The organism is Streptomyces sp. NPDC004126 (assembly GCF_050275515.1).
GTDB lineage: Bacteria > Actinomycetota > Actinomycetes > Streptomycetales > Streptomycetaceae > Streptomyces.
Genome location: NZ_JBNNPF010000023.1, coordinates 1 through 14769, shown reverse-complemented (window position 1 = coordinate 14769; position 14769 = coordinate 1). Strand labels below are relative to the sequence as shown.

At 70.7% G+C, this 14769-nt stretch carries 16 protein-coding genes and 1 pseudogene; 2 read left to right on the top strand and 15 right to left on the bottom strand.

The genetic code is table 11. From position 1 onward, the window contains the following. Window positions 1–530: 530 nt before the first annotated feature. The 8 genes from ACQKM2_RS22185 to ACQKM2_RS22150 form a co-directional block, all read right to left on the bottom strand. Window positions 531–1364, bottom strand: a complete 834-nt coding sequence (locus ACQKM2_RS22185; protein WP_427712135.1) for an SDR family oxidoreductase — start codon at window positions 1362–1364, stop codon at window positions 531–533. Window positions 1365–1697: 333 nt separating this feature from the next. Next, window positions 1698–2276, bottom strand: coding sequence for an RICIN domain-containing protein (locus ACQKM2_RS22180; RefSeq protein WP_427712133.1), 579 nt, complete (start codon window positions 2274–2276; stop codon window positions 1698–1700). Between the two features lie 158 nt (window positions 2277–2434). After that, entirely contained in the window at window positions 2435–3076 is a 642-nt protein-coding gene (locus tag ACQKM2_RS22175; RefSeq protein WP_427712131.1) for a hypothetical protein, read from the bottom strand. A 266-nt stretch (window positions 3077–3342) separates the two neighbouring features. Beyond that, window positions 3343–4353, bottom strand: coding sequence for an AraC family transcriptional regulator (locus ACQKM2_RS22170; protein WP_427712129.1), 1011 nt, complete (start codon window positions 4351–4353; stop codon window positions 3343–3345). 116 nt (window positions 4354–4469) lie between these two features. Further along, the gene (locus ACQKM2_RS22165) at window positions 4470–5633 is read right to left on the bottom strand and encodes a hypothetical protein (RefSeq protein ID WP_427712127.1); all 1164 of its coding nucleotides are present in this window, start codon (window positions 5631–5633) and stop codon (window positions 4470–4472) included. Continuing rightward, the gene (locus ACQKM2_RS22160; protein WP_427712125.1) at window positions 5630–6700 is read right to left on the bottom strand and encodes a HesA/MoeB/ThiF family protein; all 1071 of its coding nucleotides are present in this window, start codon (window positions 6698–6700) and stop codon (window positions 5630–5632) included. Before ACQKM2_RS22160 ends, ACQKM2_RS22165 begins: the two co-directional genes overlap by 4 nt. Window positions 6701–6785: 85 nt before the next feature. After that, window positions 6786–6914: a hypothetical protein gene (locus ACQKM2_RS22155; protein ID WP_427712123.1), complete on the bottom strand. Its 129-nt coding sequence runs from the start codon at window positions 6912–6914 to the stop codon at window positions 6786–6788. A 143-nt stretch (window positions 6915–7057) separates the two neighbouring features. Beyond that, window positions 7058–7741 (bottom strand): TetR/AcrR family transcriptional regulator, encoded by a 684-nt coding sequence (locus tag ACQKM2_RS22150; RefSeq protein ID WP_427712121.1) that lies wholly within the window; start codon window positions 7739–7741, stop codon window positions 7058–7060. Between the two features lie 222 nt (window positions 7742–7963). On the opposite strand from ACQKM2_RS22150, the gene ACQKM2_RS22145 reads away from it, so the two are divergent. Beyond that, a complete protein-coding gene (locus ACQKM2_RS22145) occupies window positions 7964–8758 on the top strand; it encodes an AfsR/SARP family transcriptional regulator (protein ID WP_427712119.1) in 795 nt (264 codons plus the stop codon). Window positions 8759–8773: 15 nt separating this feature from the next. On the opposite strand, the gene lepB is transcribed toward ACQKM2_RS22145, so the two are convergent. From lepB to ACQKM2_RS22110, 7 genes are all read right to left on the bottom strand, one after another. Beyond that, window positions 8774–9232 carry a signal peptidase I gene (lepB, locus tag ACQKM2_RS22140; protein WP_427712117.1) on the bottom strand — a complete coding sequence of 153 codons (459 nt, stop codon included), beginning with the start codon at window positions 9230–9232 and terminating at the stop codon, window positions 8774–8776. After that, window positions 9229–11091, bottom strand: coding sequence for an ABC transporter ATP-binding protein (locus ACQKM2_RS22135; RefSeq protein WP_427712115.1), 1863 nt, complete (start codon window positions 11089–11091; stop codon window positions 9229–9231). Before ACQKM2_RS22135 ends, lepB begins: the two co-directional genes overlap by 4 nt. A gap of 7 nt (window positions 11092–11098) precedes the next feature. Next, complete coding sequence (locus ACQKM2_RS22130) at window positions 11099–11701, bottom strand: TlpA family protein disulfide reductase (RefSeq protein ID WP_427712113.1); 603 nt, start codon at window positions 11699–11701, stop codon at window positions 11099–11101. Window positions 11702–11713: 12 nt separating this feature from the next. Then, the gene (locus ACQKM2_RS22125) at window positions 11714–12247 is read right to left on the bottom strand and encodes a MauE/DoxX family redox-associated membrane protein (RefSeq protein WP_427712111.1); all 534 of its coding nucleotides are present in this window, start codon (window positions 12245–12247) and stop codon (window positions 11714–11716) included. Between the two features lie 96 nt (window positions 12248–12343). Next, window positions 12344–12517, bottom strand: a complete 174-nt coding sequence (locus tag ACQKM2_RS22120; RefSeq protein ID WP_427712109.1) for a hypothetical protein — start codon at window positions 12515–12517, stop codon at window positions 12344–12346. 938 nt (window positions 12518–13455) lie between these two features. After that, entirely contained in the window at window positions 13456–13638 is a 183-nt protein-coding gene (locus ACQKM2_RS22115; protein WP_427712107.1) for a hypothetical protein, read from the bottom strand. After that, complete coding sequence (locus ACQKM2_RS22110; RefSeq protein ID WP_427712105.1) at window positions 13638–14213, bottom strand: hypothetical protein; 576 nt, start codon at window positions 14211–14213, stop codon at window positions 13638–13640. The genes ACQKM2_RS22115 and ACQKM2_RS22110 overlap by 1 nt, the downstream gene beginning before the upstream one ends. Before the next feature lie 257 nt (window positions 14214–14470). On the opposite strand from ACQKM2_RS22110, the pseudogene ACQKM2_RS22105 reads away from it, so the two are divergent. Next, window positions 14471–14769, top strand: a pseudogene (locus ACQKM2_RS22105) (hypothetical protein); the annotation flags it as partial.

The window sequence follows — 14769 nt, the reverse complement described above, 5'->3', positions numbered from 1 at the left end:
GGGGGCCCACCGTGTCGTTTCTTCTGTGCCCAGGCCAGTCGGCCCCTGACCCGCATGCGTGCCGGCGCTCGTCCGCTCCGAGCTCGCCCGGGGAGACTGCCTGCATGGCTGCCCCGGGGGAGCGTCCCCCGGACATGCCCCGGGGGGCGAACCAAGCGCGTGAACAACCGGGCGCGGCAAGGAAGCAGCGGACCGCCCGCTGGACGTTCGATCGTGAGGTCTCCATCGTCAAGGCGTCGTGGAACGATGTCAGCCGTGCAGGCCGATGCTTCATGACATCCGATGGTGGACGCATGTCCGTCGCTGAATGGCGCCCAGGCGGCAGCAGGTCACGCTGCGGGGACCGCCAGAACGGGGCTCCGTCCGCGGGCTGCCTGCCGGTCATGCCCTGAACCGGTCCCGTGGGCCGACACGCCATGAAATCGGCTTCCCTGCAGGGCTGCTGCCGTTGGCCGCGTCGTCATCATGTGTCGGCGTACTCGCGAGTGTGCGCGCCTGTGTACGGACGGCCGTGCTCGGTGTCAGGTGGTTCAGCGGAAGGCGTGGGCGTTCTCCTCGGCCCACTGCCGGAACGGGCGGGCGGGCGTTCCGGTGATCCGTGCGATCGTGTCGCGTACCGTCAGCAGCTCGTCGTTCACGTCGCCGCCGATGACGTCGAGCACCGCGTCCGCGGCCTCGGCTCCGAAGACGGCTGCCATGTGCACCTGGGCCTCCCGGCGGCTGATCTCGGTGAAGGGAATCTGCCAGCCCAGTGCTGCAGCGATGACCTCGACCTGTTGCCGGGCGGTCACCGGCTCTGGACCGGTCAGGGCATAGGTCTGCCCGTGGTGTCCGGGCTCGGTCAGTGCCACCCGTGCCACGGCCGCGATGTCCGCGGGGTGGATGGTCGGCAGCGCGGTCTCGGCGTACGGCGCGCGGACGGTCTCGCGGCCGCGGATGGAGGCCGCCCACATCAGAGCGTTGGAGGCGAACTGCGTCGGCCACAGGATCGTCCAGGCCATGCCGCTCGCCTTGAGCAGGCGCTCCACCGCCAGGTTCGCGCGGGCGGGGCCGAGGTGCGGGTGGGTCTGGACGGTGATGGACGACACCAGCACCACATGGTCAACCCCTGCCTGCCGGGCGGCTTCGAGTATGCCGGCGTCCGGTCCCAGATTTGGCAGGAGGAACAGCGAGCGCACCCCTTGGATCGCGGATATGATCGATGCCGACTTGGCGAGGTCGCCCTCCACGGCCTCGACCCCGTCGGGGAAGAAGGCCGTTGCAGCATCACGGGTCAGCCCCCGCAGTGGCCGTACTCCGCACGCCTGCAGCTCCTTCAGCAGGGCGCTGCCTATATTTCCGGTGGCTCCGGTCACAAGGGTCATGGGCGTGTCTTCCTGTCGTCAGATGATCAAGAGAGCGACACGCTAGAACCACGACCACGCTTCAGGGCAAGGAGTGCCCGGCCACTTCCAACTCCGTAGAGTCGGCACCCGACGGGCGCTCGCGTGTACGCCGAGTCCGCCGTTGGTCGGCAGACCGAGGGTCGGCCGCCTCTGGTGGTGGCTGGACCTTGGGGCCACATGGAGGCGTCATCCGCAGTGAGGGCCGGCCTTCCCCGCCGTGTCGCCTTCACGCATAGGCAAGCGTCGAAATTGGACTTCATCACCCCTTACGGAGACCGGTGTGGACCTCGGGTCGTGCAGGTCAGGGGGTTTTCAGTACCAGTGCATGCCGCTCTGCCCGGCCTTGCGCCAGAGCTGGGCGTTGGCGCCGTTGGCGGTCGAGGAGTTCTCGATCTCCAGGTATTTGTCGCTGTGGACGTTGCGGATGACGTGGTCGCGGCCGCTGGTGTTGATCACCTGCCAGCGCTGGCCGCCGACGTTGGCGCAGGACCACTGCTGCACGCGCGCGCCGTCAGCGGTCGAGGAGTTCGAGACGTCCAGGCACTTGCCGCTGCGGTTGTTGACGATGCGCACCTCCCAGTTATTGCCGAACGCGTACTCGAGGCGCCAGTACGAGCCGGACTGGCCGGCGCACTCCCACTGCTGGGCCTGGGCTCCGTCAGCGGTCGAGGAGTTCTCGATCTCCAGGCATTTGCCGCTGCGGCCGTTGCGGATCTGGATGACGCCCGAGCCCGGCGAGATCGACAGGGCGGCCGCTGGATCAGGCATCGGGGCCGTCACCTGCGCAGCGGCCGAGGGCGCCGCGACAGGCTCGGCGGCGGCGACAGGGGCAGTGGTGGCGACGAGCGCGACGGCGGTCAGCGGGCCGGCGACCAGAGAGGAGAGGTTCACAGCGGGATGTCCCTTCAAGACGTGGCAGAGCAATGGATGAAATGCGCGCGGGAGGCGCGGGGAACCTGACCCGATCGATGGGGCCAGACGCGGCCTGTCGGCGCAGCGAAGCGGAACGCGTTCTCACCACGTGGCGGAGCGCGAGATGTTGCGCTTGCTCAGCCGGTGTGCGTTCCCAGGAACTTCGCCGGAGCCAGATTGAGGAAGGCGCTCACCGAGGGGGCCAGCCGGGCCGCCTCGGGGCTGTCGGAATCGCCCGCCAGGCTGCGGAAGGTCAGTTCCAGGGCCCGGTCGCCGTGGCGCACCAGCAGGGTGGTGATCCGGGCCTGCTGCCCGGGCGAACCGGCCAGCATCGTGCGCATCAGGGCCTCGTCGCCGAACCGCTGCTCCACCTTGAGCGGCTCGCCCGGGCCATCGGCCGGGTCCACCACCTGGACGGTGATCTCGTCGTCGCCGATGCTCATCGTCCACGAGGCGCACTCGGTGTACACGCGCCGCATGTCGGCCATCCAGGCGGCGGCCGCGCCCGGCACCCGCTCCGAGACGCCCTCGTCGACGACGATCGAGGAGTCGGCGTTCATGAACGAGGTCCTGACCTCCCTCGCGGCCTTGTCGCCGAACGCCCGGTTCAGCACGGCCGTGAGTTCCGGGGTCTGCGCGGTCATCGGCGGCGGGTCCTCGTCGGACGAGGGCGACGCCAGCTCGGTGAAGTCGTCGAGGCCCGCGCCGGCCAGGTCGTCTGTGGAGGCCAGCAGCCGCTCAAGTTCCGCAGGCGCGGGGTCGAATGGGTCTGAAACCATCCCGATTGAGCGCCCAGGCCTGCTGCCGCCGGCGTCGCTGGAACTACCTCTTGCCTGCACTGCTCCCCCGTGGGTTCCGAGATCTCATATGGCGTCACGACGGTCTTCTGCCTCAGCCACAAAGGTGCTGAGACAACTCCTGATCAAGCCCGTTGGTGCCCTACCGCCGTCGGACAGAACCCTGCCGTGACCGTCCTGTGTCGGCTATCCGCTTTCGATGGGCCCCGGGGCGCGTTTTCGGATAGCGCGAGCGCGACGACGTCGGCTTAGCTGGAGATGTGAGCGTTTCGCAGTGTCTGCGCGGGAGTCTCACCGTAGGCTTCCCGGTAATAGCCGGTGAACCTGCCCAGATGGGTGAACCCCCATCGCAATGCCACATCGGTGACGTTGCCCTGTGCCTGGCCTTCGGCTACGGCGACAAGGTCGCGACGTACGCGGGTCAGCCGGACGCTGCGCAGGTAGGCCAGTGGTGTGGTGCTCAGGTGCCGGCGGAAGCCCTCTCTCAGGCTTTGGACGCTGATACCGGCCGCCCGGGCCATGTCGGCCGGCGATATCGGCTCGTGAGCGTGGTCGGCACAGAAGTCCCTGGCACGGCTTACGGCGCGGGGTATGACGATGGCTCCGCGGCCGCCCGCGGCGTCGCTGAGCCCGTGGGGCTGCACGTCGAGCAGGCCGTCCACCAGCAGTTTCTCGAAGTGCCCCAGGGCCAGGGGCGAACGGGCGGCCATCCCTGAGTCGACGAACTCGGCGAACTGTCCCGCCAGCCCCAGCCACACCCGTACCTCGTCCGCCCTCTCGTCCAGGACGGGATCGAACGCCAGCGGGCTGTCCGGCGGCTCGCCGAGCCTGACGGCGACGGCCTGTTCGGCTACCTCCCTCTGGATGATCAGGATGCGGTTGAGGGTTTGCTGGCTCCAGCGCATCGACACCTCCTGGCCCGGTCCCGCGATGCTGAGGGTGGAGGAAAGCCTCTTTCCGTCCAGGGTGACGACACCGTGACCGGCAAGCGGGATGTTGACCGTGTAGAAATCGAGGGACTCGGCGGGCGTGACGCCGATCTCCGCGCCGTACCCCAGCTCGTACAGCGCCACCGACCCCTCATACGCGCACTCGAAACGGCCGTCCAGTGCAGGGCCGCGAAGAACGTCCAGTCGGTGCGGCGCAAACCGCGTACTGACCAGCTCGTGCAGCTCATCGACATCGCTGCCCCGAAAGAGGACCTCCCTCTTCCCACACCCACCGGTCACCCTGTCCGCACCCTTGCTGATGTCGAACAACGCGCATCTCCCCACGTCAGCCCGCCTCTCCAACCTGATCCTGGCATGCACCTGACGGACAGGCGCAACTGGCACGGCACCCGGCGGGGGTGGCGAGCCGGGCCTGCCGCCCTTCGTCAATCCTGCTCCAGGCCTGCCGTCGGGGAAGGCGCCTGCCCCTTCCCCCAGTGCTTGCGCCACCACGTCCGTGCCCAGAGCCCCTGGATGGAGAGCAGCACCAGCAGCGTGGCAAGGCCGTCGGCCCGCTCAGCCGGCGTCCTTCCGCCCACCACCGCTTCCATCGACCGGCCCGCGAGCGGCAGGGTCACTTCGTGCAGCATGGCCAGGCCGAAGACGACGCACGCCGCAGACCCGATCGCCACGAGCAGGGCGTAGGCGTGCACCCCGAGGCGGGCGCCGGCATGGCGGCGCCCCGCCGGGGGGAAACGGCGCAGCAGCGCGGTGGCCTCGGCGTACAGGTTGTGGCTGCCCGAGAGGTCTTGAAGTACGTAGTAGAGGTCGGTGCGCATGAACACGAGGCACTGCACCGCCGACGAGTAGGTCAGGGTGAGCACGACCACCGAAAGGAGCGGATGGTCGGCCCCTGCCGCTCTCGCGATCAGGCACGCGCCGGCGATCGCGGCGTCGAGTACAAGGCCGGACAGGTAGACGGTGAGGCGTTCGCGGCGTCCCTTGAGCCAGATACCCGAGACCTCCGTCTGGGCCACGAGGAACTGCAGCCGGGTGCCCAGGCCGAGCCGGCCCCGTACCCCGACGGCCCGTGCGGTGAACAGGTGGGCGAGTTCGTGCAGCAGGATCAACGTCCACGTCGTGACCGCCTGGACGGCCAGCGTGACGACGCCGTAGCGCGGTGCGAGCAAATCGCTCCATGGCGGCCGTGCGTCCGGCTCTGCCAGCGCCACCACCGGGCCGCAGAGGGCCAGGAGCAACAGAACTCCGTGCAGCGCGGGGTGCAGGGTCCAACGCAGGTGCCGGCGTCGGACCGCCGGCAGGCTCTCCCGTACAGGCCGGTGCTCGTACCGGTGGTCACCGACGGCGTCGGCGAGGCCTGCCGCGCCCAGGCCCTCGGCGAACGCCCGTACGTCCAGGTCGCGGCCGGTGGCGTGGCGCAGCGCGGCGCGGGCCTCGTCCGGTGGGCACCCGGCGTCGAGGAGGAGCAAGGCATCGAGCCCTTCCGGGGGGAGGGCGATGGCCGTGCCCGTGTCCTGGCGGCCGACGAGCCATTCGCGGCCGTGCGGGCGCATCTCCAGCTCGGGGAGGACGGTGCTGCCCGGGGTCATCGGGCGCACACGGCGCAGTCGGGCCGTGCGGGGTGGCGGACGTGGACGAGTTGGTCCGGGGCTATCAGGTTCATGCCGCGCACGTAGCCGAGCGGTTCACGGCCGATGCCGGTGAGGAGCGCGATGACCTCGTACGCAATCAGCTGCCCGGAAATGCCTGCGACGGGGGCGAGAACGCCCTTTCCTCCCATGCGCGGATGGGCGCCGGGCTTGAGCCGGGCCTCCTCCCCGGCGGCCACGCACAGGTAGCACGGGCCGTCCGGTCCGTACGTGCCCACAGCCACGAGCGGGCCGTTGTATCCGGCGGACACCCATGGCACGCGCAGGCGGGAGCAGACCTCGTTGGCCCAGTGGGCCAGCACGTCCACGCGGGGCTCGTCGGCGCAGAGGGCGAGGGCGTCGCACCCCCGCAGCAGTGTTTCGAGCTCCTCGGGGGAGTCCACGTGACACTTGAGCGCGGTGTAGGTTCCCGCCGAGTTGACGGCCGCCAGCCGGCCGACGGCGGCTTCGGCCTTGGGGCGGCCGATGTCCGACTCGGTGTACAGCACTTGCCGCGTCAGGTTGGATTCCTCGACCACGTCCGCGTCGACGCACGTCAGCAAGCCCACGCCAGCCGCGGCGAGCGCCCATGCGGCGTGAGAGCCGGTACCTCCCAGGCCGATGACGAGTACCCGGGCCCGCCCCAGCGCGAGCTGGGCCTCCCACGGGTCGTTTCGCGGTCTGAGGTCGACGCGCCTGAAGTAGGCGTGGTTGCGGCTGTAGCGTGCTGCCGCCGCCGGCGGCGGGGTGTGGGGGCCAGCGGAGGCGTCCTCCACGTAGCCAGAGTCAATGAGGGCGTTCACCAGGCGTCGCGCCCCGGCTGCTCCCAGGCCGGGGTGGAGGGCGCCGACCTGGGCCTCGATCTCTTCGGGCGAGTGCTCGCCGTCCATCAGCTGGAGGGCGCTCCACGCCCATCCGTTCGGATCCGCGATCTCCGCGGAGATCCCGTACAGCTCGCCGCCGATGCGGACGGATCCGTTGTCGAGCCGGTGGGCCAGGTGCTCGGGCTTCACCCTGGGCCGTTTCATCGGTGCCTCACCCTTCGAGCGGGACGGGGCGGAACGGGCCACGACCCGTTCCGCCACGGTGGACTGTCCGGTCTTCCTGCCGCTGTCAGGTCTCGTTGGCCTTGTTCTGAATGGTCTCGATCTTGTCAAGGAGCCGTATCTCGATGGTTGCGGGCTCCGGGTGCTCGGCGGGTGCCACCTGGCCGGCGGACTCGTCGCGGGGCGTCTCGTTCATGAGGTCTCCTTTGGTCGTACGCCCTCGGCAGGGCGTGACTCCATGCTTGCGAGGAGGCCTGTCCCGGGTCTTTCACGAGCCTGTCGGAAGGCCCGGGCGGCGGCGCGGGTACGCCGCCGCCCGTCCGGGCTCTCGTTCGCCGGTCAGTCCGTCGTGCGTGGCAGTCGAGCCGCGAGCCCGTCGATGAGGGAGTGGAGGCCGAAGCCGAACGCGCCTTCCGGCGCCTCGGCGTAGTCGGTGGCGGCCGCGGCGGAGATTCGGGACCGCAGACGGGGGAATCCGGCGGCTACCTCAGCGGCCTCCTTCATCACGACGCCGAAGGCATGCTCCGCGTCGCCGCCGTCCCGCTCGATACGCCGGGTCAGGGCCGCGGTCGCGGCGGCACCGGAGGCATTGCCGAGCACGTACGTGAAAACAGCGGCGGCGGCCCGGTCCGCTTCGGGCCCGCTGAACCCTGCGGCCTCGTAGACGGCCAGGGTGTGGTCGTCGTGGCGGGCCTTGGCCTCGCCGTGGAAGAGGTGGCTCGCGAAGGCCTGCACCAGCCATGGGTGGCGGGTGAACATCGCGTACAGGTCGTCGGCCATGGCCGTGGCGGCGGTACGCCAGTCGACAGCACCGAGGTCGGGTAGACGGATCTCGTCCCAGACGCGGTCGCCGGCGAGGGTGACGAGATCCTCCTTGCTCTTCACGTGCCAGTAGACGGCCGTGGCTGCGGAGCCCAAGCGCTGACCGAGGGCGCGCATGTTGAGCCCCTCGAGGCCCTCCTCGTCGAGGAGGGCGACGGCGGTGGTGACGATCTGGTCGCGGGTCAGAGTGGAGCGGGGCATGGGCTCACGATAGAGCCCCGAAGCCGGACTGCACAAAGTTCAAGAGCGGAGTTGCACTTAGTTCGAGAGTGCTCCTACAGTTCTCGGCAACACAAATTGAACTATGTGCAAGTCCAAGTTCCAGGGGACGCACCTCCGCCTGACCAGCCGTCGGGCCTCCTCGAAGAGTTCCACGCCCTCCGGCTTCCTGCCGGATTCCGCCCACTCGCCACGGGGGACACCGTGCACATTCAACTCCTCGGCCCGGTAAGGGTCTCCGCACTTCGGTCGGGAACGCCCCACCTGCTGCCCTCCGCCAAGATGCGCCACCTGCTGGCCCTTCTGGCGTGGAAGCCCAACTCCTTCGTCTCAGACGACGAGGCCGTCGCGCACATCTGGGGTGAGGAGCACCCCAAGGACCCCCGGGCGACGCTCTACACCTGGGCCAGCAGGCTGCGCCGCCATATCGGAACAGTCACCTCCGGACGGCCAGGGCCGGACGGCCCGCTCGTGCGCCGAGACGGCGGCTACATGCTCCTCACCGATCCCTCCGACGTGGACGTGCACGAGCTCCGGCGGCTCGTCCGGGCCAGCCGGGCAGCGCGGCACGCCGGCCGGGTGGAGGAGGCGTACGAGCTGCTCGACGATGCGCTCGGCCGGGCCTGCGGCGTGCCGCTGGCCGACCTGAGCTCGCCCTGGGCCGACCGGGCCCGCTGGTCGATGGAACTGGAGCTGCTGACGGCGCGCCTCCAGCATGCCCAGCTGGCACTGGCGTCGGGCCGGTGCCAGGAGGTCCTCGCCGTGCTGGTGGAGCTCGCGGACCGGCACCCACTGGACGAGGCGGTCGCCGAGATCCTGATCCGCGCGCTGTACCTGGCGGGCAGGCAGGCGGACGCCCTCGGCCGCTACCGGTTGACCCGCACCGTCCTCGTCGACCAGCTCGGCCAGGAACCTGGGCCGGCGCTGCGCGACCTGCACGACATGGTGCTGCGCCGTGATCCCGTCCTGAGCCAGGCGGCGGCAGATCCCGGTTGCTGACGCCAGGTCATCGAGTCACAGCTTCCGCAGGACGCTGCCGAGCACCCGCTCGCAGGGGAAGAACCCGAACTGGCGGGAGTCAAAGCTGACCCGGGCGTGGTCGCCAAGCAGATAGAGCGCGTCGGCAGGTACCGCTTGGGGTGGGTGAAGTCCGTGAGGTGCCGGGGTGGGATCCCCCGGCACCGCGGCCACCCGCTTGATCAGCCATGCCCGGGCGTCGACACCGACCGCCGGGCCGCCGAGGCCCGGCGCAGGTTCCGTCCAGTGCGGTGCGTCGGCATTCGGACGTTCGACGACGACGATGCCGCCGCGCCGGGGGACACGTCCGCGTCTGACCAGGACCCGGTCACCGGGCTGGTAGGTGGGCTGCATGCTCAGCCCGTGGACGGTGACGACGACGAGCCGCCGGCGCAGGCGGGCCAGGACCACCGCGACCGTCGTGGCGCACACGAGTACGACGGCAAGACCGGTCATACGACCGGCTCCTCGGCTCGGTAGCCGGAGGCCTGGAGGGCGAACAGGCGGGCGTAGGCTCCGCCGCCGGCCATCAGATCGGCGTGGGTCCCTTCCTCCGCGACATGGCCGCCGGCCAGCACCACGATGTGGTCGGCCTCGCGTACGGCTCCCAGGCGGTGCGATATCAACACGCTGGTCCGGCCGGTGCGCAGCCGGCTCAGAGCGGTGTGGATCTCGTACTCGGCTTCGGCGTCGAGTCCGGACGACGGCTCGTCCAGGATCAGCAGATCACGATCTGCGCGCAGGAAGGCACGGGCGAGGGCAAGGCGCTGGCTCTGACCGCCGGAGAGCATCACCCCGGTCCGCGCCACGGCCTCGTCCCCGTCCTCCGAGGCCGCTTCGAGGTCCTGGCCGGCGAAGAACGTGCGGGTCAGCAAGGTGTCATAGCCCTGGGGCAGGGAGCTGAGCGTTGCGTGGACGCCGGACCTGCGGGCCGCTTCCTCCACGCGCGGGCGCTCCTCCATGGCCGTCAGGTCTCCCAGCGCGATGGATTCATGGGCCGTCAGGTCGTAGTGCATGAAGTCCTGGAAGACCGCTCCGAGCCGCTCGCGCAAGGCGCCGGGATCGACGTCACGAAGGTCCACTCCGTCCCACAGGATCCGCCCCTCGGTGGGGTCGTAGAACCGGCAGAGCAGCTTGACCAGTGTGGACTTCCCCGCGCCGTTCAGGCCGACGAGGGCTACCGCACGCGCGAAGGGGATGGTGAAGCTGACGTCGCGCAGCACCCAGGGGTGATCCGGCGAGTAGCGGAAGGACACGCGACGGAACTCGATGCCGCGCGACAGACGGGGCAGCGGCCGGGGCACCGAGGGAACGGGAAGGTCTGGTCCGGCCCGGGTCACGGTCCGGTAGTGGTCGAGGAGTTCCAACGCCTGGTGCGTCCTGCCGATTTCGCCGGCCAGACGGGCTGACGAGCTCTGCACGCCGGCGACGGCCGCCATGAACATGGTCACGTCGCCCAGGGACAGCGTCCCGGCGGCGGCGGCGCGCACCGCCCACAGCATCCCGGCAGCGGACACGGACGCGGCGAGGACCGCCAGTGCCGACTGCGTGCACACCTCGCGCCGGTCCTCGCGCCGGATGCCGGCGTCGGCGCCGCGGCGCTCGGCGCGCATCCGCCGAAGGAAGAAGTCTCCGATGCCGAGCAGCCGGATCTCCTTCGCGGCCGCCTCGCTGGTCAGCAGCTGGTCGTAGAACAGCTCCCGGCGCTCGGCCGGGCCGATCGCCCACATGGCGGCCGCCCGGCGCCGTGCAAGGAGCACCTCGGCGACCAGTACCGGGACGCTGAAGGCGAGGACGAACACGGACATCACCGGGGCGATTACGGCGAGCGACGCCACGAATCCGAGGAGGGTGAGCACCGCGCCGGCGGCGCCGAGCAGACCATCGGTGGCCGCGCCCGGCGAGTGGCGGCCCGCCTGCTTCGCCAGCCTGAGGCGGTCGAGGAACACGGGGTCCTCGAAGGGCCCGAGTCCCATGATCCCGCCCACGGCGGTGAAGAGCCGGTGCTGCGCGAGCAGGCCGATGGTCCGGTTGAGCTCGGCGCGCAGGAAGGCGTGGAGGTGTGGGGCGGCGGACTGCACGACGCCCGCGGCCGCCAGGCACAGGACGGGTACGGCTGCGGCGGCCAGGCCCTCGCCCTCCGCCAGGGCGTCCAGAGCGATTTTGGTCGCCCAGCCGGTGACTACCGGAAAGGCGCCCGCGAGGAGCACGAGGGCGGCGTGTATGAGGAGGAGTGCGGGCGCGGCCGCGAAGGCCAGGCCGAACGCCGTGCCAAGGGAACGGACCCGGCGCCGGCCGGGGAATGTACGCAGCACTTGGGGCTCACAGGCCAGCGGTGGCGGTGGCGGTGGGCAGCGCAGCGGCCGCCGGCAGGCCGGGCGCCTGCCGCAGCCGGGCGGAACTCACCTCGGAGCGCAGCACGGTCCCGTCGGCTGAGACGACCAGGTAGGTGGGGAAGATACCTACCCCCAGATCCGCGATGAGGTCGGCCGCCGGCCCGCTGTCACCGGCGCTCACCAGGGTGGCGAGGTCACCCAGCTGCTCCCGGTACAGCGCGGCGTCCGCGGCGTCCCCATGGATCACCGACACCACGCGCTGCCGCGGCAGCGCCGTGCTCTGCAGGTAGCGGCGGTATTCGGGCAGCTGCTCCTTGCAGCCGGCACAGCCCACGGCCTGGAAGGCGAGGATCCAGGGCCCGCCGTCACCGCCGTTCGGCAGCTCGAAGCGATCACCGTCGAGATCGTTGAGGGGCGGTTGCACCGGTACCACGGTGCCGACCGGAACGATGTCCGGGCGCCGCCGCCCCAGCAGGCCTTCCTGGACCATCGGGTCCAGGAGCTTCTTCACTCGCAGGGCGACGGCCAGGGCGAGGGCGCAGCTCGCGGCGGCGAGGAGCAACGCAAGGAAGGTCAAAGGGGTCAGCACGGCATGAACCTTTCAGGAACCCGGGCCCAGGGAGGTCCGGAAGAAGTTCAGAACGTCGGGCATGTGGAACAGCAGCGCCCCGAGGGCTGCGGCCGGTGCGGCGGACGCCGCGTACGCGAGGACGCCGTGTTCGGCGTGGGCTGTGGTGATCGAGGCGGTGAACACACCGGCGGCCAGCGCCAGCAGGAGGCCGTTGCGTAGGAGGTGGACCCCGGAGGCGGCCTGTTCGTCGCTGCTGCCCCCGCAGCCGCAGGGCGCTCCCTCACCCTGGCCGATCAGCCGGGCGAGGTACGCGGTGAAACCGATCAGCAGGATGAGACCCAGCGCGGATCCCGCCCGGGCCGTGCCGGGGTGCAAGAGGGCGGTAGCAGTGAGGACTTCGGCTGCCAACGCGAGGCCGGCCACAAGCCGCGCGACCCCGTGGGGCAGTGGCACGGTCGCCTCCACGTGGGCCTGGAAGGCGGCGAAGCCTCGGGCCTTGGGCACAGCCGAAACAGCGAACACGGAAGAGAGGACGAGCTGGCCGAAGAGGAGAGCAGTGGTCATGGTTCCGCCTGTGGGCCGGTCCGGCCGCCGCGCCGGAGGGGGATCGGCGGCCGGACACACGGGGGACGGTCGTGGGCCTGCGGCCCTGCGGAGGTCCTAGTTGCAGTTCATGCGGCAGTCTTCCCAGATGCAGCACCACTGGCCGGCCGTCTGGTTACGGGTCGTCACCATCACCTTCCAGCACTCCCGGGCGCAGCCGGCCGAGGCGCTGGTCTCCGGCAGCAGGGCCTCGGCGATCCTGCCGGCAAGGTGGCGGACGGTCCTGGTCATGGCGTTCTCCTTCGAATTCCGGTTCGGGGCTCCTATCGCCCCGGCCCCTGAAGGTTGTCAACCGGCGGTGTCGCATGTCTGTCGTCGGGCTGTCCCCGGGGCCGGGGGAGCCGTAGGCGCGGACTTGCCTCCAAGTAGGTTCCCTCTCTGCCACGTTCGGCCCTTCCGGGCCGCTGGCGAGGACGCGTACGCAGCCAGGTGCTACTTCCACTGCGTGGACGGCGGTGTTCAGCCGTACGTCCAGGGCGCCACCCGGACAGCCCTTACACCTTCAGCACGGCGGCGCCGAGCCGGCCCCGCCGGCGGCAGAGCAGGGCGCCCGGCCGGCCGCGGCGGCGCGCCGGGCGGATCCGGTACTGCGTCCGCATCCTCGCGGCCGGTGTCACCGTTGAGGCCCAGGTGACGAAACATCCCATGAGCAGCGCGTCCGACCTGTCCGAAGCCTCCGTAGCGTGCTGCGCGACGTACGCGGTGTACGGGAGACCAACACCGTCGTCCTCGAATACGCCGGCGACTCCGCCGCCGTGAGGGTGGCGCTGGAGGCCAACCTGACGCACGACGAGCTGCGCTCGCCGCCCTGCCCGCCGACGAACCTCGGCTGGTCTGCACGAGCTGGCGTACGTCGCACCGGGCGGCGCCCGCCGCCACCAACACCTCCTCATCCTCTGGCTACCGCCCACCAGCAGCAACGAGGCCCCGGAGACCTACACCGCCGGCTACGAGGCCCTCAGGGACTACCTCGCCTGCTGACCCGCAGGCAAGGACCCGCCCGCCATGCGCCGTCCCCGCACGGGCCGGTCGACGACCCGGCGTCGAGAGGCCCCCTGGAGCGCCCCGCGCGCGGCCACGGCCGCCGCAGTCAGCCCTGGCCCACCAGGCTGTGGGGGCACCTCCAGGACGTGACCGTCGGCTACGGCTTCAAGCCCGCCCGCGCGAGGTCAGGAGGCGGTGCGCCGCCAGGGCTCTTGGGCGTCCCGCTGGACCAGGTACACGTCCGGCCACTGCCGGCGGCTGTCCTCCCAGACGGCCTTGGCACGGCGCGGGGAGATCCGCCCCAACGGCTCGATGTCGTCCAGGGAGTCGGAAGCGAGCCCGTACTCGGGCGCGGTGCTATCGCTCATCATGTCCTCCTCGGGAACTGCGGCAGGTCGGGCTCGGGGCGCTGCTGAAGTTGCTCCTTGACGTGGTGGGCGTAGCGTTCGTGGGCGGACTGGCGGGAGCAGCCGAGGGCTGCTCCGATCGCTTCCCAGGTGACGAGGGAGCCGCGGGCTGCGTGGACGGTGTCGAGCGCGAGGCCGGGAAGGGTGTTCTGGAGGCGGGCGACGGCATGCAGGGCGGTGACCGGCCGGGTGCCGGAGAGTTCCGCGATGCGGTCGTGCAGGGCGGTCAGCAGCTGCTCGACGTCGCGTGGGAGGAGGCCTTCGACGGTGGTGACGTGGTACTCCCAGTCCGCGAACGGGCCAGTACGGGCGTGCTCGCCCTCGGTCGCCTCGACGTCACCCCACACCACCGGGTGGGTGCCGGTCGCCCGCCAGCCGCATCCGCAGGCGGCTTTCACCGCGACCGCGCGCTCGGACACCGTGCCCTCACTGTCCCACCACGCCGTACTCCCATCCAGAGCCGCGATGGGCGCGGCCTCCTGGCCGTCGGCCAGGACGGCGGCCACCCAGCCCTCGTGCCGGCCGCTCTCATCCACCCACCCCATCCTCGACACCCTTCCCCAGCACAAGGCTGTCAGGGTTTCCTGACACCAGACAGGCTGTCAGGAAAACTGAGAGACGTGAGGGATTCCGGGCTCTCTCCCCCCCCGGCGCCAAACGGACCCGGCGCCGCCCACCGGCACGGTGCGCTGCACCGGCCGCTCCGCGACGGGGGCCCGGCGGCCACGGCACCGCGGCGCAGGCGGCGCGGAATCCTGTCGCAATGCCCGCGTCCGGTCTCCACAGTCGCGGCATGGCCCGCGAGGAAGAGAACTCAACGCAGCCCGACATCACCGCGATGCTCAACGGCCAGACCAGTGCCTGCACGGCAGCACGCGAAGCCGTCGCCGCCGGCGGCGAGGTAAGGATGCGAGAGCCCTTGCCAGGTGGCGTGCCGCGGCGTTCAGGCCGGGGAGAGGCCATGGCGGTGTGGAGGAGCGGCTCAGCGGTGGTTCTGAGAGGTCGTTTTCGTCCGATGTTTCATCCCGGAATCGGGTGTTCTGCGGTTTTCTTCGGGTCGCGCCAGGAGATGGGGTTCTCGCCGGTGAGGCG

Excerpts from the sequence above, each read along its gene's own strand:
- ACQKM2_RS22185 (WP_427712135.1), bottom strand. The coding sequence starts at position 1,364 with ATGACCCTTGTGACCGGAGCCACCGGAAATATAGGCAGCGCCCTGCTG.
- ACQKM2_RS22175 (WP_427712131.1), bottom strand. The coding sequence starts at position 3,076 with ATGGTTTCAGACCCATTCGACCCCGCGCCTGCGGAACTTGAGCGGCTG.
- ACQKM2_RS22165 (WP_427712127.1), bottom strand. The coding sequence starts at position 5,633 with ATGACCCCGGGCAGCACCGTCCTCCCCGAGCTGGAGATGCGCCCGCAC.
- ACQKM2_RS22160 (WP_427712125.1), bottom strand. The coding sequence starts at position 6,700 with ATGAAACGGCCCAGGGTGAAGCCCGAGCACCTGGCCCACCGGCTCGAC.
- ACQKM2_RS22155 (WP_427712123.1), bottom strand. The coding sequence starts at position 6,914 with ATGAACGAGACGCCCCGCGACGAGTCCGCCGGCCAGGTGGCACCCGCC.
- ACQKM2_RS22150 (WP_427712121.1), bottom strand. The coding sequence starts at position 7,741 with ATGCCCCGCTCCACTCTGACCCGCGACCAGATCGTCACCACCGCCGTC.
- lepB (WP_427712117.1), bottom strand. The coding sequence starts at position 9,232 with ATGACCGGTCTTGCCGTCGTACTCGTGTGCGCCACGACGGTCGCGGTG.
- ACQKM2_RS22125 (WP_427712111.1), bottom strand. The coding sequence starts at position 12,247 with ATGACCACTGCTCTCCTCTTCGGCCAGCTCGTCCTCTCTTCCGTGTTC.
- ACQKM2_RS22120 (WP_427712109.1), bottom strand. The coding sequence starts at position 12,517 with ATGACCAGGACCGTCCGCCACCTTGCCGGCAGGATCGCCGAGGCCCTG.
- ACQKM2_RS22115 (WP_427712107.1), bottom strand. The coding sequence starts at position 13,638 with ATGAGCGATAGCACCGCGCCCGAGTACGGGCTCGCTTCCGACTCCCTG.